Below are 19,306 nucleotides of genomic sequence, written 5' to 3'. Positions count from 1 at the left end.
TGGAGACAGTAAGTCGAAGGTGCAGGCTCCCGCTGGAGTGCGCGGCACTCCCCAGGCTGGCCGTCGGGTTGTATCAGAAAGTCCGCAATCAAAGGGTTTGGGGGCACTGTCCGGCCCAGTGGGAGTAAACCCCTCGCGACAAAAGCAGCTGTCTCTAAATCGGGATCTATGTCTCGTTATTGAGACTCGGCGATTCCCAGCGCCGCCATCTTCTTGTACAGCGTCGAGCGCCCCAGCCCCAGGCGTCGGGCCGCTTCATCCACCTTGCCGGCGCATTGCGCCAGGGTGGTGCTGATCAATTGCCGATCGAATCGCTCCCGGGCCGCAGCGAAGGTGTCCTGGTTCGACGACTCGGCCGGCACCGGGGCCGCATTGCGTTGCACCGGGCTGAAGCTGCCAATCGCCGCGCGAATGTCCGCAGCATTGAGTATCAGGTCGTCGCTGAGCAGCGCCGCGCGCTCCAGCACGTTGCGCAGTTCGCGGATATTCCCCGGCCAGGCATGTTGCGCCAGCAGGGCTAGGGCTTCGCGATCCAGTTCATGCTGGCTGCGCAGCTCTTCGAGAATCCCTTCGCTCAGGGCCGGCAGATCGTCCAGGCGTTCGCGCAGGGCCGGCACCTGGATGGGCAGCACGTTGAGCCGGTAGTACAGGTCGGCCCGGAACTCGCCGCGCTTGATCGCCGCTTCCAGGTCGGAGGAGGTGGCGGCGATCACCCGCACATCGCTATGAATCACTTCGTTGGAGCCCACCGGCTCGAACTCTTTTTCCTGCAGCACTCGCAGCAACTTGCTTTGCAGGGGCAGGGGCATGTCGCCGATTTCATCGAGGAACAGGGTGCCGCCCTGGGCGATCTGCAACTTGCCGGCGCGGCCCTTGCGGTCGGCGCCGGTGAAGGCCCCAGGGGCGGTGCCGAAGAACTCCGCCTCCAGCAGCGCCTCGGGAATCGCCGCGCTGTTGATGCTGACAAAGGGCTTGTGGGCACGGGGCGACGCGGCGTGGATGGCCTGGGCCAGCAGCTCCTTGCCGGTGCCGGTCTCGCCTTGCAGCAGTACCGGGGATTCGGCGCTGGCGCTGCGTCGGGCCCGGCGTTTGACTTCCAGGCTGGCGGCGCTGGTGCCGATGAAATGGGCGAAGTTGTACTTGGTCTGCCGGGCCCGCAACAGAGAGCGGGTGGAGGCCAATTCTTCCTGCATGCTCAGGTAGCGCTTGAGCATCGGCGACAGGCTGCGCAATTCGTCGAACAGGGCAAAGCCGATGGCGCCGATCACCGTGCCGGCGGCGTCGTGGATCGGCAGGCGCATCACCACCAGCGGTTCCTTGGGGGTGTCCTGCATGTCCAGCAGGATCGGGCGGCCGGTGCGTACCACTTCCCGCAGCAGGCTGCCGGGGATCACGCTTTCGCAGGGCTTGCCGATGGCGAAGGCCGCCGATTCCAGGCCGAAGCGCCGGGCGTAGCGCTCGTTCATCCAGACGATATTGGCGTCGCGATCGACGATCACCGTGCCTTCGCTGGACTGCTCGATGATCTCGAACAGCGAACGGATCGCCAGTTGGCGCACACGCTGGTAATCCTTGAGGCTTTCGCTGTCGTTCATGGCGGCATCCTGAAAATGGGCGCGGCGATTATGCCGCAGTCTGCCCCGGTTGTTGCGCTGTAGCCGCTGCCGAGCGCCAGCGAGGCTGCGCAAAGGGCCGCAGGACCTTCGGCGGCCTTGAGGGCAGCGCCTGCTGCGCAGCCGTTCGCAGCCTGCGGCAGCGGCTACAAAGAACAGCGCGCCTTCTGTAGCCGCTGTCGAGCCTTGGCGAGGCTGCGAAAAAGGGACGTCGGCGACGGGTCAGCCGGGGTGGGCGGCGGCCAGCAGTTCCTGGGTGTAGGGGTGTTGCGGGTTGGCGAATACTTCATGGCTGGCGCCGCGCTCCACCACCTGGCCGTCCTTGATCACGATCATGTCGTGGGCCAGGGCCCGCACCACCGCCAAATCATGGCTGATGAACAGGTAGGTCAGGCCGTACTTTTCCTGCAACTGGCGCAGCAGGGCCACCACCTGTTTCTGCACGGTGCGGTCCAGGGCCGAGGTCGGTTCGTCCAGCAGGATCAGCGCCGGTTTGAGCACCAGGGCCCGGGCAATGGCGATGCGCTGGCGCTGGCCGCCGGAGAACTCGTGGGGGTAGCGGTGGCGGCTGCCGGGGTCGAGGCCGACTTCCTCCAGGGCGCGGATCACCTGTTCGTCGCATTGGCGGGCGTCGTACTGGCTGTGCACTTCCAGGCCTTCGCTGATGATCTGCGCCACCGACATGCGCGGGCTGAGGCTGCCAAAGGGGTCCTGGAACACCACCTGCATCTGCTTGCGCCAGGGCCGCAGTTGCTTCTGGTTGAGGCCGTCCAGGGCCTGGCCCTGGAAGCGGATGCTGCCTTGGGAATCCAGCAGCCGCAGGATCGCCTGGCCCAGGGTGGACTTGCCCGAGCCGGACTCGCCGACGATGCCCAGGGTCTTGCCTTGTTCCACGCTGAGGCTGATGTCGTCCACTGCCCGCAGGTATTCCTTGCGCCGGAACAGGCCGCCGCCTATCTGGAAGTCAACGCTGAGATTGTTCACTTCCAGCACGGTTTCGCGGCTGTCGCGGCACAACGGTCGGCCCTCGGGCTCGGCGTGCAGCAGTTCGCAGCTGTAGGGATGTTGTGGGGCGTTGAACAGGGTGTCGCAATCGGCCTGCTCGACGATTTCCCCGGCCTTCATCACGCACACCCGCTGGGCGATGCGCCGCACCAGGTTGAGGTCGTGGCTGATCAGCAGCAGGGACATGCCCAGGCGCTGTTGCAGGGATTTGAGCAGCAGCAGGATCTTGCGCTGCACGGTCACGTCCAGGGCGGTGGTGGGTTCGTCGGCAATCAGCAGCTCCGGCTCGCAGGCCAGGGCCATGGCGATCATCACCCGCTGGCGCTGGCCGCCGGAAAGCTGGTGCGGGTAGGCCTTGAGTCGCTCCTTGGGTTTCTGGATGCCCACCAGTTCCAGCAGTTCGAGAATTCGCGCCTGGGCCTCCTTGCCCCCCAGGCCGCGATGCAGGAGCAGGGTTTCGCCGATCTGCTTCTCCACGCTGTGCAGCGGGTTGAGGGAGGTCATGGGCTCTTGGAAGATCATGGCGATGCGGTTGCCCCGCAGTTTTTGCAGGGTTGCCGGATCGCAGCCCATCAGCTCCTGGCCGCGGTAGCGCACGCTGCCGGAGCTGCTACAGCCGGTCTGCGGCAGCAGTTGCAGGATCGAGTGGGCGGTCACCGACTTGCCCGAGCCGGACTCGCCCACCAGGGCCAGGCATTCGCCGGGGCGGATGTCCAGGCTCAGGTCGCGGACCACGGTCTGCTCGCCGAAGGTGACCTTGAGCTGGCGGATTTCGATAAGGTTGTCAGGCATTTCTACAGTCCGCTTCAAGATCGTGGATCAAAGGCATCGCGCAACGCTTCGCCGATAAACACCAGCAGCGAAAGGATCAGCGCCAGGGTGAAAAACGCCGTCAGCCCCAGCCATGGCGCCTGCAGGTTCTGCTTGCCCTGGCCGATCAGTTCGCCCAGGGAAGCGCTGCCCGCGGGCATGCCGAAGCCGAGGAAGTCCAGGGCGGTGAGGGTCGAGATGGCGCCGGTGAGGATGAACGGCAGGTAGCTCAGGGTGGCGTTCATGGCATTGGGCAGGATGTGCCGCAGGATCACCTTGCGGTCGCTCAGGCCCAGGGCCCGGGCGGCCTTGACGTATTCCAGGTTGCGCCCTCGGAGGAACTCGGCGCGTACCACGTCCACCAGGGCCAGCCAGGAAAACAGCGCCATGATTCCCAGCAGCCACCAGAAGTTCGGCTCGACGAAGCCCGAGAGGATGATCAGCAGGTAGAGCACCGGCAGCCCGGACCAGACTTCCAGCAGGCGCTGGCCCAAGAGGTCGACCCAGCCGCCGTAATAGCCTTGCAGGGCGCCGGCGGCGATGCCGATCAGGGCGCTGATGGCGGTCAGCGCCAGGGCGAACAGGATCGATACCCGGGCGCCGTAGATCACCCGCGCGGCCACATCCCGGGCCTGGTCGTCGGTGCCCAGCCAGTTGACCTGGCTCGGTGGGCTGGGGGCCGGCTGGGTCAGGTCGTAGTTGGGCGTGTCTTCGCTGAAGGGGATCGGCGGGAACAGCAGCCAGCCACCGTCCTTGCGGATCAGTTGCTGCACGTAATCGCTGCGATAGTCGGCCTGGAACGGCAGCTGGCCGCCGAATTCCTGCTCGGTGTAGCGCTTGAACACCGGGAAGTACAGCGAGCCCTGGTAACTGACCACCAGGGGTTTGTCGTTGGCGATCAGCTCGCCGCCCAGGGTCAGGATGAACAGGCCGATGAACAGCCACAGCGACCACCAGCCGCGGCGGTTTTTCTTGAAGCGGTCCAAGCGTCGGCGGGCGACGGGAGAAAGCTTGAGCATCAGGCATTCCTCGCGGCGAAGTCGATACGCGGGTCGACCAGGGTGTAGCACAGGTCGCCGATGAGTTTTATCAGGAGGCCAAACAGGGTGAAGATGAACAGCGAACCGAACACCACCGGATAATCTCGCGACACCGCGGCTTCGTAGCTCATGCGCCCCAGGCCGTCGAGGGAGAAGATCACCTCGATCAGCAAGGAACCGGCGAAAAACACGCTGATAAAGGCCTGGGGAATCCCCGAGACCACCAGCAGCATGGCGTTGCGGAACACGTGGCCATAGAGCACGCGGCGCTCGCTCAGGCCCTTGGCTCGAGCGGTGACCACGTACTGGCGGGTGATCTCGTTGAGGAAGGAGTTCTTGGTGAGGATGGTCAGGGTGGCGAAGCCACCGATCACCAGGGAGCTGACCGGCAATACCAGGTGCCAGAAGTAGTCGGCGATCTTGCCCAGGGTACTTAGCTGTTCGAAGTTGTCCGAGACCAGGCCGCGTACCGGGAACCAGTTCAGCGAGGTGCCGCCGGCGAACAGCACGATCAGGAACATGGCGAACAGAAAGGCCGGCATGGCGTAGCCGATGATGATCGCGGTGCTGCTCCAGATGTCGAAATGGCTGCCGTGGTGCACGGCCTTGCGAATCCCCAGGGGGATCGACACCAGGTAGGTGATCAAGGTCGCCCAGAGACCGAGGGAAATGGTCACCGGCATTTTCTCCAGGATCAGGTCGGTGACCGTGGCGCCGCGGAAGAAGCTCTTGCCGAAGTCCAGTTGGGCGTAGTTCTTGAGCATCAGCCACAGGCGTTCATGGGCCGGCTTGTCGAAGCCGTACTGTTTTTCGATGTCCTGGATCAGCTTGGGATCGAGCCCGCGGCTGGCCCGGGAGCCGCTGCTGCTCATGGCATCGGCGGAGCCGCCGACGCTGCCGCCACCACCAATGCCTTGCAGGCGGGCGATGGCCTGTTCCACCGGGCCGCCGGGGGCCGCCTGGACGATGACGAAGTTGACCAGAAGGATGATCAGCAGGGTCGGAATGATCAGCAGCAGGCGCCGCAGAATGTAGGCCAGCATCAGTGGCGTCCTCCGGGTTTGCCACGGCGGATCAGCTCGGCGGCCATTTGTTCATTGGTCAGCGCGGTGCTGCTGACTTCCCACCAGCTTTCGATGGCTTCGTCGTTGCTCGCCGGCACCTTGGGCATGCCGAAGCGGTTCCACCACACCGTGGAGGTGCCGGGCGGGTAGTAGTTGGCGATCCAGTAGTAGTTCCACTGCAGCACCCGGTCCAGGGCGTGGGCGTAGCGCAGCATCTCCGGCTGGCTGGTGGCCTTCACCAGGCCGTTGAGCAGGCGGTCCACTGCCGGGTTCTTGAGCACCATGTAGTTGTTGGAGCCCGGATCGTTGGCCGCCGCCGAACCGAAGTAGTTGTACAGCTCCATGCCCGGCGAAGTGGTCACCGGGTAGCCAGTGACGATCATGTCGTAATCCCGGGCCATCAGGCGGTTGACGTACTGCGAGGAGTCGATGCGACGGATGTTCAGGCTGATGCCGATCTGCGCCAGGTTGCGCTTGTAGGGCAGCAGCAGGCGCTCGATGGAACCTTGGGTGATGAGGAAGGTGAAACTCAGGGGCTCGCCTTCGGCGTTGACCAGTTTGTCGCCTTCGGCTTTCCAGCCGGCCTGTTCCAACAGGGCCAGGGCTTGCAGTTGCTTGTCGCGGATCACGCCGCTGCCGTCGGTTTTTGGCGCTTGGAAAACCTGGGTGAAGACTTCGTCGGGGATCTGTCCGCGCAGGGGTTCGAGGATCTTCAGCTCCTCGGCGTCCGGCAGGCTGCGGGCGGCCAGGGGCGTGTTGGAGAAGAAGCTCTGCTGGCGGATGTAGAGGTTGCGCATCATCTGCCGGTTGCTCCATTCGAAGTCCCAGAGCAGGGCCAGGGCCTGGCGCACCCGGCGGTCCTGGAACACCGGCCGGTCGAGATTGAACACATAGCCCTGGGCCGGTTGCGGCGCCGACTGAGCCAGGTGGGCCTTTTGCAGGCGGCCGTCGTTCAGGGCCGGACTGTCGTAGCCGATGGAATAGCCGGTGGCGGAGAACTCGCGGTTGTAGTCGTAGGCGCCGCCGCGCAGCACCTGACGGGCGACGTCGATGTCGCCGAAGTACTCGACGCTGAAATGATCGAAGTTGTACAAGCCGCGGCTCACCGGCAGGTCCTTGCCCCACCAGTCGGGGTTGCGGGCGAAGGTGATGCTGTTGCCCGAATCCACTTTGGCCACGCGATAGGGGCCACTGCCCAGGGGGGCTTCGTAACCGCCGCCACCCGCGAAGTCGCGACTCTTCCACCAGTGTTCGGGGAACACCGGCAGGGTCGCGATATCCAGGGGCAGGGTGCGGTTTTCATTGCTTTTGAAGTCGAAGCGCACCACTCGTGGCGATTCCACGGTGACGCCTTTGACGTCTTCGAACTGGGTGCGGTAGCGCATGCTGCCCTGGGTCATCAGCAGGTCGTAGCTGTAGCGCACGTCCTCGGCGGTGATCGCGGTGCCGTCGGCGAAACGTGCCTTGGGGTTGAGGTAGAAACGCAGCCACAGACCGTCTTCGGCACGTTCCATCTTTTCGGCCACCAGACCGTAGACGGTGTAGGGCTCATCCAGGGAACGCAGGGCCAGGGGCGAATAGACCAGGCCGTCGAGCTGGGACACACCGATGCCTTTGTCTATATAAGGCAGCACGTGGTCAAAGCGCCCGATCTCGATGGCCGAGCGGCGCAGGGTCCCGCCTTTGGGGGCTTGGGGATTGACGTAGTTGAAGTGGCTGAAGCCCTGGGGGTACTTGGCTGGTTCGCCGTAGACGGTCATGGCGTGTTGCGGGGCCGCCTGGGCACCCGTGGCCCCCAGCAACAGGACGGTGAAAAGCACGGTGGGGAAAAGCAGTCGCATTGTCAGCCTTACGAGCCGGGTGATCGATGACCACGATTTGTACGCTAGCGGCGCGTGACTGGCCAGCCGCTTTCACAAACACAACGGCCCACCAGGAGGCGGGCCGTTGAGCAGACGCAGTCGCGAGGGGATCAGTCCTGGCGGCTGGTGACTTCCAGCAGGTGGTAGCCGAACTGGGTTTTCACCGGACCTTGCACGACGTTCACGGGAGCGCTGAACACTACGGTGTCGAATTCCTTGACCATCTGGCCCGGGCCGAAGGAGCCCAGGTTGCCGCCGTCACGGCTGGACGGGCAGGTGGAGTTCTTTTTCGCGACTTCGGCGAAGTCGGCGCCGGCTTCGATCTCGGCTTTGAGTTCGTTGCACTTGGCTTCGCTGGCAACCAGGATGTGACGGGCAGTGGCTTTGGCCATGGATGTTGCTCCTTTCAAGAAAGTTGAGAGCCTACCGGATTCAGGTGGCTATTTCTTCTCAAAGTTCCTTCAAGGCGTTGCCGTCTGGCGCCTTCGCGGGCTGCCACGCTCCTGCGGGCGCGGTGGGTGTTACAGAAACCGGCTTGCTGGCGAAGAAGTCGCTGCTCTTGGGGACGTCTTCGCTGGCAAGCCAGTGCCTGTAGCAGGGGCGGTCAGGCGGGGACGGCAGCGACCTTGTGTGCGTGCTGCAGTTGTTGCGCGGCATTGCGCAGCAATTGCTCGGTCGCGCTCCAGCCCAGGCAGCCGTCGGTCACGGAGACGCCGTAGCGCAGCTGGCCGCTCAGGGGCTGGCAGCCTTCGAACAGGTGGCTTTCCAGCATCACCCCCATCAGCGAAGTGTCGCCCTGCAGGCGTTGCTCCAGTACGTCGTTGAATACGGCCGGTTGGCGCAGTGGGTCCTTGCCGCTGTTGGCGTGGCTGCAGTCCACCATGATCCGCGCCGGTATCTTCAGCTTGTGCAGGTCGCGCTGGACCTGGGCCACGCTCTGGCGGTCGTAGTTCGGGCCGCTGTGGCCGCCGCGCAATACCAGATGAGTGTCGGGGTTGCCCGGAGTCTGGATGATCGCCGGATGGCCCTGGCTGTCGACGCCGAAATGACGGTGGGGGTGGGCAGCCGAACGCATGGCATCACAGGCGATGGCGACGCCGCCGTCGGTGCCGTTCTTGAAGCCTACGGGCATCTCCAGGCCGCTGGCCATCTCGCGGTGGATCTGCGATTCGGTGGTGCGGGCGCCAATGGCGACCCAGCTCAACAGGTCGTCGAAGTAGCCGGCGGCCATGGGCTGCAGCAATTCGGTGGCAATCGGCAGGCCCAGGCGCAGCATTTCGCGCATCAGCTCCCGGGACAGGGTCAGGCCGCCGGCCATGTCGTCGCTGCCATCCAGGTCCGGGTCGTAGGCCAGGCCTTTCCACCCCACGGTGGTGCGGGGCTTTTCGACGTAGGCGCGCATCACCAGGAGCATCTGGTCGCTCACCTCTTCGGCCAGGCGGGCCAGGTTGGCTGCGTATTCCAGGGCTGATTGCGGGTCATGGATGGAGCAGGGACCGACTACTACCAGCAGGCGGTGGTCTTGTCCTTCGAGAATGGCGCGTATCGCCAGGCGGTGGTTGGCGACCTGCTGGCTCAGGGCCAGTGACAGGGGCAATTGCTGCTTGAGCTCCAGAGAGCTGGGCAGGCGCTGGGTCAGGGTTTCGTTGGCGCTGACGTGGGCGGACAGGGGCAGAGCGGATACGGACGAGTTCATGTTCGGTCTTCCTGGGCGGGCGGCGGGTGATGTCCCGCGCGCGGCCCTACTGGGGTGTTCGACAGTTGGCCGTACTGGCCACAAGTGTGCAATTGCCACCGGTAGGTGACCGATCGGAGGCGGCAGGCTGTCCCGAGCGGAGGCTGCTAAATCGCCAGGTGGAGAACATGTCGTAGCGGTAATAGGTGGCGTAGTTCATGGGGCAAATCCTCGGTAAGTTCGGTGTGTTGCTGAAAGTCGTGGTTAAAAACGTCGAGCCTGAAAAAACAAAACCCCCGGTCGGGAGGCCGACCGGGGGTTGAGAATTCTCTGGTAGGCGACCCGTTAAAGTGGGCGCCGGTTGGGTATCAGGCGCGCCAGTGGCTAAACCAATACCCAAAATAAAAGCTCGCCGGAGCGCTGGTGCCGTTGACCCGAGCAGCCGCAACCGAACGCAGTGCGCTGGCAGTGTGGCGATGCAGGGAAAGGGTCTGGGACAACATGAGTTTCTCCGTGAAGTGGGGCGAGCTTACTAGAGGCCGGGGCCGCGATTCAATCAGTAATTTCTATGGAAGCTGATGCAATGAGCCATGGATTAAGCCGTGAAAGGATTTATGCCACACTCGCCGCTGCCTTTCGTTGTCTCGCCAAGGAATGTCCATGACCATGCTGACCCTCGCTGTCGCCCAATCGGTGTCCATTGCTGGAGACTTGCCGGCGAATCTGGCCCGACATCAGCATTTGATGGGGTTGGCAGCGCAGCAGGGGGTGCAGTTGCTGGTGTTTCCTGAGCTGTCCCTGACTGGTTATGAACCGCAGTTGGTCGCTGAACTGGCGCTGCCGCCCGACTCCCCGCGGCTGCAGCCACTGCGCAATCTGGCCCGCGAGTTGAAGCTGACGACGGTGGTGGGCATGCCGATTCGCTTGTCCGTCGATGGACCGGTGCTGATTGGCGCGCTGGTGCTGGGGGCGGACGGCTCGCTGGCGGTTTATAGCAAGCAGCATCTGCACCCTGGAGAGGAGCGGGTTTTTGCTCCGGGTAGCGGTGGCGCGCCGTTGCAGTTGGGGAATGAGGTCCTGGCCTTGGCGGTATGCGCGGATTTCTGTCATGCCAGCCATGTGCAGGCTGCGGTGGACGCTGGCGCCGGCATCTACGCCGCCGGGGTGTTGATCAGTGAAGGCGGGTATGCCGTCGACAGTGCTCTGTTGCAAGGATATGCCCGGGACCACGGGATTCTGGTGCTGATGGCCAACCATGGCGGCCCCAGCGGCGGCTGGTCCTGTGCCGGGCGCAGCGTAATCTGGGGCGCCCAGGGACAATTGCTGGGTGCTGTGGAAGGTGTCGGCGAAGCGCTGCTGATCGCCCAGCGCGATGGGGGGCAATGGCGGGTCGAAGTGCGGGCGGTTGCGGGTTGATGAGCGCCTTTCAATTGCGTCCGGCGGCTGAGGCGGATTTGGCCTTCGCCCGGGATCTGACGCGTTCCACAATGCTGCGCTATTACATTCGCAACGATCTGTTGTGGCTTGATGAGGCGTTTGATGTGGCGTGGGGCGGTCGCGAGAATCTTTTGATTTGCTCGGGAACCGAGGTATTGGGGTTTGTCAGCCTGAGCAGGGACCTGCGCGCCGTCTACATCCGTGAGTTGCACGTACTGGAGGCGTGGCGGGGGCGGGGCGCCGGAGCCTGGACGCTGTTGCAGGTGATGGAAAAGGCCCGTTCGGAGCGGCGGGGCTTGTTGCGTCTGACTGTGTTCAAGGGCAACCCGGCACAGCGTCTATACGAGCGGGTGGGGTTGAAGGTGGTGGGTGAGGAGGAGTGCTTTTTGCGGATGGAATGCTCATGCGCCTCAGATCCTCTGGAAGGCTCCTGCGGCAATTGAGCGCAACCTTGTGGGTTCAATCCCATTTGCTGTTCTTGCAGCCCGCCAGAGGTGGGAAGGTATGCGCGGGATCGAGCCTCTGCCAGTGGGAAAAGTGTTGAACCGATTTACCTTGAAGTTCGCGCCTGGCTTGGCTTGTGCGGCAATGCGGATACCGGGCATAGTTCAAAACCGTTCAAATTGCTGGAGGTTACTGTTCAAGGACGATCAGAGGGCAATCTTTCGTCTGACCAGGACCCTGGCGAGTTGTCGTAGATCCAGAGTCTGCGCAAAAAGCCCCTGATCGCCGAGCCCTGAAGCCAGAGCGTTTTCTTGCTTCTGGTTGGCGGCATCTCTTATCGCTTGCCGATGTTTTTTATATAGCGCTTGTGATTAGGTTTGTACGTCGCTTTTTGCTAAGGTATCCGGCAACCTATAAAGACCAAATCGCGAGGTGTCTGCTTGATTAGGGTGCTAGTAGTCGATGACCATGATCTCGTTCGTACGGGCATTACACGAATGTTGGCTGACATCGATGGCCTGCAAGTAGTCGGGCAGGCGGAGTCAGGGGAAGAATCCCTGCTCAAGGCTCGGGAGTTGAAGCCCGACGTGGTCCTGATGGACGTAAAGATGCCCGGGATCGGCGGCCTTGAGGCCACGCGCAAATTGCTGCGCAGTCATCCGGACATCAAGGTCGTGGCAGTGACTGTCTGCGAGGAAGATCCGTTTCCGACTCGGTTGCTGCAGGCCGGGGCGGCGGGCTACCTGACCAAGGGCGCGGGCCTCAATGAAATGGTCCAGGCCATTCGCCTGGTTTTTGCCGGTCAGCGTTACATCAGCCCGCAGATCGCTCAGCAACTGGTGTTCAAATCGTTCCAGCCTTCCAGCGATTCCCCGTTCGATGCCTTGTCGGAGCGGGAAATTCAGATTGCGCTGATGATTGTCGGTTGCCAGAAGGTGCAGATCATCTCCGACAAGCTGTGTCTGTCGCCGAAAACCGTGAACACCTACCGCTATCGTATTTTCGAGAAGCTGTCGATCAGTAGTGATGTCGAGTTGACGCTACTGGCGGTTCGTCATGGCATGGTTGATGCCAGCCTCTGAAATGACTGACCTGTTTGATCCCAGTGCTTTTCTTTCTACCTGCAGTGGCCGTCCCGGCGTGTATCGCATGTTCGACAGCGATGCACGCCTGCTTTACGTGGGCAAAGCCAAGAATCTGAAAAACCGGCTGTCCAGCTATTTTCGCAAGACCGGCCAGGCACCGAAGACCGCAGCCCTGGTGGCGCGTATCGCGCAGATCGAAACCACCATTACCGCCAACGAGACCGAAGCGCTGCTGCTGGAGCAGACGCTGATCAAGGAGTGGCGGCCGCCCTACAACATTCTCTTACGCGACGATAAGTCCTATCCCTATGTGTTTCTTTCGGATGGCGATTTTCCGCGTTTTAGCATTCATCGCGGGGCGAAGAAGCACAAGGGCAAGTACTTTGGACCATACCCCAGTGCCGGTGCCATTCGTGAAAGCCTCAGCCTGTTGCAGAAGACCTTCATGGTCCGCCAGTGCGAGGACAGCTATTACAAAAACCGCACGCGGCCCTGCCTGCAGTACCAGATCAAACGCTGCAAGGCACCTTGCGTCGGTCTGGTGGAACCCGAGATCTATGCCGAAGACGTGCGCCACTCGGTCATGTTCCTGGAAGGGCGTAGCAATGCCTTGACCGACGAACTTTCCAGTGCGATGGAGGCGGCCGCCGGCACTCTGGATTTTGAAAAGGCCGCCGAGTTGCGGGACCAGATTTCCCTGCTGCGCCGAGTCCAGGACCAGCAAAGCATGGAAGGTGGCACCGGTGATGTGGATGTGGTCGCGGCCTTCGTCAACCCGGGTGGCGCCTGCGTGCACCTGATCAGCGTGCGTGGCGGTCGGGTGCTGGGTAGCAAGAACTTCTTTCCCCAGGTGGGCATCGAGGAAGACGTGGCGCAAGTCATGTCGGCCTTTCTGGGTCAGTATTTTGTCAGCAGTCCTGAGCGCGATCTGCCTGCGGAGTTGATCGTCAACGTGGTGCACGAAGACTTCCCGACGCTGGTCGCCGCCATTTACGAACTGCGGGGCCGCGAGCTGACCATCAGTCACCGGGTCCGTGGCACCCGTGCCCGCTGGCAGCAACTGGCGGTGACCAATGCCGAACAGGCTCTGAGTGCACGCTTGGCCAACCGCCAGCACGTAGCCGCGCGCTTTGAAGCCCTGGCTGAAGTTCTGAATCTGGACGAGCCGCCCCAGCGCCTGGAGTGCTACGACATCAGCCATTCCAGCGGCGAGGCGACTGTGGCTTCCTGTGTGGTTTTCGGTCCGGAAGGGCCGCTGAAATCCGATTACCGCCGTTACAACATTGAGGGTGTCACCGCCGGAGACGACTATGCGGCTATGCATCAGGCTCTTACCCGGCGCTTCAGCAAGCTCAAGGAAGGCGAAGGCAAGCTGCCGGATATCCTTCTGGTGGATGGCGGCAAGGGGCAGTTGTCCATGGCTCGCGACGTGCTCAATGAACTGGCGGTACCGGACCTGATCCTCCTCGGCGTAGCCAAGGGGGCGACCCGCAAGGCGGGTTTCGAGACCTTGTACCTGAATGACGCCGCTCACGAATTCACCCTCAAAGGCGACTCACCGGCGTTACACCTGATTCAGCAAATCCGCGATGAGGCTCACCGCTTCGCGATCACCGGTCACCGTGCTCGACGTGGCAAAACCCGGCGTACCTCGACCCTGGAAGGGGTGGCGGGCGTTGGCCCGAAGCGTCGGCGGGACCTTCTTAAACATTTTGGTGGATTGCAAGAACTGTCTCGTGCCAGCATCGACGAGATAGCCAAAGCACCGGGAATCAGTAAAAAGCTCGCAGAGTTGATTTATGCAAACCTGCACAGCGAGTAGAATGCCCAATCACCTCGTAGCCAGTTGTGCCGATGAATATCCCTAATCTGATCACCGTTCTACGCGTCCTGCTCATCCCGATTTTCATATTGCTGTTCTATTTGCCCTATAGCTGGAGCTACATGGCGGCCAGTTCAGTCTTTGCCTTCGCGGCTGCCACTGACTGGTTGGATGGCTACCTGGCGCGACGCCTGCAGCAGAGCACGCCGTTTGGCGCGTTCCTCGACCCTGTAGCCGACAAGCTGATGGTGGCGGTGGCCCTGGTGCTGCTGGTGCAAGAGCACGGCAACCTGTGGCTGACCTTGCCGGCAGCCGTGATCATCGGTCGCGAGATTGTTGTTTCGGCACTGCGCGAATGGATGGCCGAACTTGGCGCCCGGGCCCAGGTGGCAGTGTCCAATATGGGCAAATGGAAAACAGCAGCGCAGATGCTGGCGCTGGTGATCCTCCTGGCCAACCCTTCGGACTTCAGCTTCTGGGTCTTGGTGGGCTATGCCTTGCTGCTGGTAGCGGCGGGGCTAACCTTGTGGTCGATGCTGCAGTATCTGCGGGCCGCCTGGCCGCATCTGAAAATCGACAACGAGAAAAAATAAGTATTTTTGAATCAAGGGCTTGACGCGCATTCGGATTTCTATAGAATGCGCAACACCAAGACGATGCGGGAATAGCTCAGTTGGTAGAGCACGACCTTGCCAAGGTCGGGGTCGCGAGTTCGAGTCTCGTTTCCCGCTCCAAATATAGTGCTGCAGAGTTCCACTGAATTCTGTAAGTCATTGAAATCAGGACCTTCGGGTCCTTTTTTCGTTCCGGCGGGTTCCACTGAAATCCAGCACCATCCAGTGCTTTTAAGTCCAGAAATGAGTCCTTCTTTAAAGGCTTGAATCCGGGCAAGCGCTGAATCGGTTTGTTGCTGGAGCGGTGCGAGCATCGAGATGAGCATCCGGCCACTGACTCTGTTCAGGAGCTCACGATGGCACTCTCGGATATGGCCGTTCGGCAAGCCCGGATCACCGGTCATGATTATTCTCTCGGCGACACTGATGGGCTTGCGCTCAACGTAACAGCCCGTGGCAGCAAGATCTGGCATTTCAGGTATTACTGGGCGGGCAAGCAGAAGCGCATGTCCTTGGGCGGCTATCCGCAAATCAGCCTGAAGGAAGCCCGCGCGCAGCGTGATGAGGCACGTGCTTTGGTTGCCCATGGCGTCAATCCCCTTGAAGACCGTAAGCAACGACGACGTGCTGTGCTGGGTGCGCAAGAACATACCTTTGAGGTAGTGTTTGAACAGTGGATTGAGTTCCGCAGGCTTAGCCTGAAGGAGGGCCGACAGAGCACGCTCTCTCAGATTTTGAGGACTTTTAATAAAGACATCCTGCCGACTCTGGGTTTGCGCTCGATCTTCGACATCAACCGTCATGATCTGTTGGATGTGCTAGGCAGAATTGAGCGTCGTAAGGCGCTAACCACTGCCGAAAAATGTCGCACCTGGTTTAATCAACTGTTCCGATATGCACTGGTTAAGGTTGAGGGGCTTGAGCAGAACCCAGCCTCGGATCTTGATGTTGTCGCGTTGCCCAAACCGCCTGTTGCGAATAATCCATTCTTGCGTATGCACCAGCTGCCAGCGTTATTGGCGGCAATCCAAGGCTACGGTGGGGCTAATCAAACTCGGCTCGGCCTTCAGTTGTTGCTGCTGACCGGTGTCCGTACAGGTGAACTGCGCCTGGCGACACCTGATCAGTTTGATCTGGAGAATCGTTTGTGGGTCATACCGCCTGAGATCGTGAAACAGCTGCAGAGCGAGATGCGAAAGTCTGGGCGGCAGGCCGCAAATATTCCTCCTTACATCGTTCCCTTATCAGTTCAGGCGCTGGAAATAGTGCATCAACTGCTGAGCAACGTTGTGCCCGCTCAACGTTATCTGCTAGCGCATTACAGCGACCTCAGCAAACGTATCAGTGAGAATACTCTGAACAATGCATTGCGGCGGATGGGGTATGCGGACCGCTTGACAGGTCATGGCATGCGGGCAACGATCTCTACAGCGCTCAACGAGATCGGGTACCCGAAGGTCTGGGTGGAGGCCCAGCTTTCTCATGCAGATAAAGACCAGGTGAGTGCGGCCTATAACCACGCAGAGTACATCGAGCAGCGGCGGACGATGATGCAGGATTGGGCGAATCGACTGGATCTTTGCAGGCTGGGTCGGGTGAAGGCAGCCAGTTCTCCACTGACGATCCGCCTCGAGGGGGCCGCTTCATTAGGTGGGTCTGAAGGTTCTGATCCCAGTCCTGTCTTGTACGGCGAAAAATTCGCTCGTGATACCGAACCTGGACATGTCAGTGTAAAACCTGACTTTGTCGCCTCCTATACTCCGCCAGTAGTACTCGCTCCGGCGCAGGTTGGAAAACTCAACAAATCCCCGATGTCTGCGATACAACGTGAACGTGCTGAGATGCTTGCCACCTACGAAGCTCCGTGTAATTTGCCGCTTCTGACATTCGCCAAGTTGGCTGGAAAATCTCGTGATCAAGTCGGTCGGGACATCAAGAACCGGCGCTTACTAGCACTCAGTCTTGGTAATCGTGGTCAGCGCATACCTGACTGGCAGCTCGATCCTTTGTGTCACGAGCTGGTAGTTACGGTGCTGGAGCAGTCACCTGGTGTCGATGTGTGGAGACTGTATAGGGCGCTCAGTGAGCCTCATGAGCAGTTAAATGGACGTTCGCCTATTGATGTGCTCACGCCAAACAACGTTAGTATGGCTGTTGGCATTGTGAGCAGCATGGTAGGTCAGTAATGGACTACCCCGCATCTTATACATCTCCAACCTCTGCTCCGGAGGTGGGTATGCACCCAGCAAATCAACAGGCGCCTGAAATCTTCTATCAGAGCAAGTTAGTTGTTTTTGGCAGGGGGCATCTCAACTACAACAATCCGGACATAAGACCCTTGCAGGTTATTGAGTACCAGCCTCATCAAGGCTTCGGATAGGAAGGAACACTACGAACATTGCCGACCGCGACCAGTCGCCCACTTTCCAGCCAATCACGAGCCAGCGAGGGGCGCGCGAGGACGACCCCCTGAGCGTTGGCCGCAGCCTCTAGCATCATCCCCAGATCCAGTAAGGACGGTCCCTGGTCTGGCTCGTTCAAGGCCAGGTGCGCTTGTTGAAACCAGGGTTGCCAGGGCTCTAGCAGTGAGCGCATCAGCGGCAGGCAGGCGAACTCCTGCGGTAGCTGTATGTCTGGGTAACGGCTTAGCAGTTCTGGTGCAGCCAAGGGCTGCAAGAGCTCGTCGAGTAGCCTGTGTTGAGGCTCCACGGTGGCGCTTTCTCCAGATACCTGGATGTCTCGCAGCGGTGCTTCTGTACCAGACATGGGAGCGCTTAGTTGAATTTCCAGATCGATGTCCGGGTAATGTTGGCTATGTTCTGCAAGGCGGGGGATGAGGATCTGACGGGCAAACGTGGGTGGACAACTGAGTGTCAGGCGCTGCCTGCGTTGTGCCGGGCGTTGATGCACCGGTATGGCGATCAGTTGAGTCAGTACGGGGGTGAGTTGTTCCAGGTACATTTGCCCCTGCGCCGTCAGCGCGAGGGTTCCGCCTTGACGATCAAACAACACCAAGCCAAGCAGTTGCTCAAGACCCGCTATACGTTTTCGTAGTGCGCTTGCGGTCAGCGACAGGGCTTCGGCTGCACGCTCAAAACTCTTCAACTGCGCGGCAGTCTGAAAGGCCAGCAGTGCATCGAGAGAGGGGAGTCGATAGTCGTTGCAGCTCTTCATTCTTCATGGCCTCCTAACGACCAGAGCTCGAACGATGGTTCGGTTTTCTAGCTTTGTTTAAGGTCTATTCGGGTTTCGATCTTACGGCCCCTGAGTGAGTTGAGTCGTTCTATCCGCACAGCGGCGGAGGAAAAAGATTCCCGCCGCTTGAGCCTTTTATTCCCGATAGCAGCTTGTCACCTTGGTTAGCATCCTCTTCGAGGTTTTTTAAACCAGAAAAAGGATGATCTGCCATGTTTAAAACTGCGATAGCCAGCCTGACCCTGGTCGCCCTAGGTACTTGCGCCCAAGCCGAGGCACTGACGGTCGTCTCCGTGGGTGGAATAAACAAATAATCTCAGCAGGAGGCGTTCTACACGCCTTTTGAGAAGCAGCATTCTGTGGTCGTGCGAGCAGCGCAATACAACGGCGAAATCGGCATGATCAAAGCTCAGGTGGATACCCGAAGCGTTACCTGGGATGTCGTTGAAGTTGACCATGCGGAGTTGCAGCGCGGATGCGAGGAAGGATTGTTCGAGCGCTTGCCGGCGATTCCCGGAGTGCGCAAGGAGGACTTCGTCGAAGACGGGGTAAGCGAATGTGGGGTCGGTATTTTTATCTGGTCTACGGCTCTGGTCTATGACCCTAAAGCGGTGTCGAAATCCCCAAAAGAATGGGCGGACCTCTGGGATCTGGAGAGCTTTCCTGGCAAGCGGGCTCTGCGCAAAGGCGCGAAGCTGACTCTGGAAATCGCCCTGATGGCCGACGGCGTACCACGTGATCAGGTTTATCAGGTGCTGCGACAACCCGGTGGCGTAGACCGGGCCTTTCGCAAACTGGACCAGATCAAAACACAGATACAGTGGTGGGAGTCAGGCGCTCAGCCGATGCAATGGCTGGCGGCTGGAGATGTCAGCATGACGTCTGTGTACATCACCCGGGCAATAAGTGCCCAAAAAGAGGGATACGACTTCCCGTTAGTGTGGAATGGCAGTCTCTATGACATAGATAGCTGGGCCATAGTCAAAGGCAGCCGGAACCAGGAAGCAGCGCTGAAATTCATAGCCTTCGCGAGTTTGCCGCAGCAGCAAAAGATATTCGCCGAAAAGATGTTCAACGGTCCCACTCATAAGCAGACCATGGAACTGATCGCTCCCGAAACGCACAATAGTTTTCCGAGCTCTGAGCAGAACATGGCTCAGGCCCTGAAGGTTGATAGCGACTTCTGGATTGATCACGGAACAGAGCTTGAAGAGCGCTTTAACGCTTGGGCTGCGCGGTAAAGCAGACTGCCCGGCACTGAAGTGTCGGGCAGAGGATACGCACACAGAACAGTAAACGGTGCGGACAGCTCATGCCCGAGAGCTGAGTTCCAGAGGGGATTTCCATGCTCACAGCTTTTCCTTGAAAAAGGTAATCATATTTACTGTGACACCCCTTTAGTCCCAATAGATGTTGGATGAGACCGCATGTAACTGAGTTTCTGTTACAGGACATTCATATTTCCGGATAAAAATTTTCACTTCTGATTCTCATATATCGCACGGTGGTCGTCCCAATCGAACTAATAATTATCTTATTGCACCTGCAGTTTGAACTGGCCGATTCTTGCCGGTAGATGGCAGCCATATAGGGCTTACAATTTCGCTTGCCTAGTGGCACATTGCTTTTGAATGATTCCC

14 protein-coding genes, 1 tRNA gene and 1 pseudogene are annotated in these 19,306 nt (G+C 60.3%); 8 read left to right on the top strand and 8 right to left on the bottom strand.

Annotated elements, in window-relative coordinates; translation table 11 throughout:
* Positions 1-176: 176 nt before the first annotated feature.
* The 7 genes from KHO49_RS17910 to KHO49_RS17880 form a co-directional block, all read right to left on the bottom strand.
* Positions 177-1,595 carry a sigma-54 interaction domain-containing protein gene (locus KHO49_RS17910; protein ID WP_213665543.1) on the bottom strand — a complete coding sequence of 473 codons (1,419 nt, stop codon included), beginning with the start codon at positions 1,593-1,595 and terminating at the stop codon, positions 177-179.
* 240 nt (positions 1,596-1,835) lie between these two features.
* Positions 1,836-3,410: an ABC transporter ATP-binding protein gene (locus tag KHO49_RS17905; protein ID WP_110653575.1), complete on the bottom strand. Its 1,575-nt coding sequence runs from the start codon at positions 3,408-3,410 to the stop codon at positions 1,836-1,838.
* A 14-nt stretch (positions 3,411-3,424) separates the two neighbouring features.
* Positions 3,425-4,447, bottom strand: coding sequence for an ABC transporter permease (locus tag KHO49_RS17900; RefSeq protein ID WP_102881500.1), 1,023 nt, complete (start codon positions 4,445-4,447; stop codon positions 3,425-3,427).
* Positions 4,447-5,511 (bottom strand): microcin C ABC transporter permease YejB, encoded by a 1,065-nt coding sequence (locus KHO49_RS17895; protein ID WP_102864941.1) that lies wholly within the window; start codon positions 5,509-5,511, stop codon positions 4,447-4,449. Before KHO49_RS17895 ends, KHO49_RS17900 begins: the two co-directional genes overlap by 1 nt.
* Positions 5,511-7,373: an extracellular solute-binding protein gene (locus KHO49_RS17890; RefSeq protein ID WP_213665542.1), complete on the bottom strand. Its 1,863-nt coding sequence runs from the start codon at positions 7,371-7,373 to the stop codon at positions 5,511-5,513. Before KHO49_RS17890 ends, KHO49_RS17895 begins: the two co-directional genes overlap by 1 nt.
* Before the next feature lie 131 nt (positions 7,374-7,504).
* On the bottom strand, positions 7,505-7,786 hold the full coding sequence (locus KHO49_RS17885; RefSeq protein WP_007924449.1) for a peptidylprolyl isomerase: 282 nt from the start codon (positions 7,784-7,786) through the stop codon (positions 7,505-7,507).
* Positions 7,787-7,998: 212 nt separating this feature from the next.
* Positions 7,999-9,090, bottom strand: coding sequence for a 3-deoxy-7-phosphoheptulonate synthase (locus KHO49_RS17880; protein WP_213665541.1), 1,092 nt, complete (start codon positions 9,088-9,090; stop codon positions 7,999-8,001).
* Positions 9,091-9,729: 639 nt separating this feature from the next.
* Between KHO49_RS17880 and KHO49_RS17875 the strand changes: the two genes are divergently transcribed.
* From KHO49_RS17875 to KHO49_RS17845, 7 genes are all read left to right on the top strand, one after another.
* Entirely contained in the window at positions 9,730-10,485 is a 756-nt protein-coding gene (locus KHO49_RS17875; RefSeq protein WP_213665540.1) for a carbon-nitrogen hydrolase family protein, read from the top strand.
* Entirely contained in the window at positions 10,485-10,949 is a 465-nt protein-coding gene (locus KHO49_RS17870) for a GNAT family N-acetyltransferase (protein WP_213665539.1), read from the top strand. The genes KHO49_RS17875 and KHO49_RS17870 overlap by 1 nt, the downstream gene beginning before the upstream one ends.
* Positions 10,950-11,390: 441 nt before the next feature.
* Positions 11,391-12,032 (top strand): response regulator transcription factor GacA, encoded by a 642-nt coding sequence (gene gacA, locus KHO49_RS17865; protein WP_011061841.1) that lies wholly within the window; start codon positions 11,391-11,393, stop codon positions 12,030-12,032.
* A gap of 1 nt (position 12,033) precedes the next feature.
* Positions 12,034-13,857, top strand: coding sequence for an excinuclease ABC subunit UvrC (gene uvrC, locus KHO49_RS17860; protein ID WP_102864946.1), 1,824 nt, complete (start codon positions 12,034-12,036; stop codon positions 13,855-13,857).
* 32 nt (positions 13,858-13,889) lie between these two features.
* Positions 13,890-14,450, top strand: coding sequence for a CDP-diacylglycerol--glycerol-3-phosphate 3-phosphatidyltransferase (gene pgsA / locus KHO49_RS17855; protein WP_060839891.1), 561 nt, complete (start codon positions 13,890-13,892; stop codon positions 14,448-14,450).
* A 65-nt stretch (positions 14,451-14,515) separates the two neighbouring features.
* Positions 14,516-14,591: transfer RNA gene (locus KHO49_RS17850), tRNA-Gly, on the top strand.
* 236 nt (positions 14,592-14,827) lie between these two features.
* Positions 14,828-16,657, top strand: a complete 1,830-nt coding sequence (locus KHO49_RS17845; RefSeq protein WP_213665538.1) for a tyrosine-type recombinase/integrase — start codon at positions 14,828-14,830, stop codon at positions 16,655-16,657.
* 178 nt (positions 16,658-16,835) lie between these two features.
* Here KHO49_RS17845 and KHO49_RS17840 read toward each other — a convergent pair whose 3' ends face one another.
* Complete coding sequence (locus tag KHO49_RS17840) at positions 16,836-17,645, bottom strand: LysR family transcriptional regulator (protein WP_213665537.1); 810 nt, start codon at positions 17,643-17,645, stop codon at positions 16,836-16,838.
* A 356-nt stretch (positions 17,646-18,001) separates the two neighbouring features.
* Here KHO49_RS17840 and KHO49_RS17835 point away from each other — a divergent pair.
* Positions 18,002-18,907 (top strand): annotated as a pseudogene (locus KHO49_RS17835) (ABC transporter substrate-binding protein); the annotation flags it as partial.
* Positions 18,908-19,306: the final 399 nt, after the last annotated feature.

Origin of the sequence: Pseudomonas sp. RC4D1, from assembly GCF_018390395.1 — a bacterium.
GTDB lineage: Bacteria > Pseudomonadota > Gammaproteobacteria > Pseudomonadales > Pseudomonadaceae > Aquipseudomonas > Aquipseudomonas danubii.
This window is presented reverse-complemented; position numbering and strand designations above follow the sequence as displayed.

What these genes read in the sequence shown, in the direction of transcription:
- KHO49_RS17910 (WP_213665543.1), bottom strand. Translation starts at nt 1,595, where the DNA reads ATGAACGACAGCGAAAGCCTCAAGGATTACCAGCGTGTGCGCCAACTG.
- KHO49_RS17905 (WP_110653575.1), bottom strand. Translation starts at nt 3,410, where the DNA reads ATGCCTGACAACCTTATCGAAATCCGCCAGCTCAAGGTCACCTTCGGC.
- KHO49_RS17900 (WP_102881500.1), bottom strand. Translation starts at nt 4,447, where the DNA reads ATGCTCAAGCTTTCTCCCGTCGCCCGCCGACGCTTGGACCGCTTCAAG.
- KHO49_RS17895 (WP_102864941.1), bottom strand. Translation starts at nt 5,511, where the DNA reads ATGCTGGCCTACATTCTGCGGCGCCTGCTGCTGATCATTCCGACCCTG.
- KHO49_RS17890 (WP_213665542.1), bottom strand. Translation starts at nt 7,373, where the DNA reads ATGCGACTGCTTTTCCCCACCGTGCTTTTCACCGTCCTGTTGCTGGGG.
- KHO49_RS17885 (WP_007924449.1), bottom strand. Translation starts at nt 7,786, where the DNA reads ATGGCCAAAGCCACTGCCCGTCACATCCTGGTTGCCAGCGAAGCCAAG.
- KHO49_RS17880 (WP_213665541.1), bottom strand. Translation starts at nt 9,090, where the DNA reads ATGAACTCGTCCGTATCCGCTCTGCCCCTGTCCGCCCACGTCAGCGCC.
- KHO49_RS17875 (WP_213665540.1), top strand. Translation starts at nt 9,730, where the DNA reads ATGACCATGCTGACCCTCGCTGTCGCCCAATCGGTGTCCATTGCTGGA.
- KHO49_RS17870 (WP_213665539.1), top strand. Translation starts at nt 10,485, where the DNA reads ATGAGCGCCTTTCAATTGCGTCCGGCGGCTGAGGCGGATTTGGCCTTC.
- uvrC (WP_102864946.1), top strand. Translation starts at nt 12,034, where the DNA reads ATGACTGACCTGTTTGATCCCAGTGCTTTTCTTTCTACCTGCAGTGGC.
- pgsA (WP_060839891.1), top strand. Translation starts at nt 13,890, where the DNA reads ATGAATATCCCTAATCTGATCACCGTTCTACGCGTCCTGCTCATCCCG.
- KHO49_RS17845 (WP_213665538.1), top strand. Translation starts at nt 14,828, where the DNA reads ATGGCACTCTCGGATATGGCCGTTCGGCAAGCCCGGATCACCGGTCAT.
- KHO49_RS17840 (WP_213665537.1), bottom strand. Translation starts at nt 17,645, where the DNA reads ATGAAGAGCTGCAACGACTATCGACTCCCCTCTCTCGATGCACTGCTG.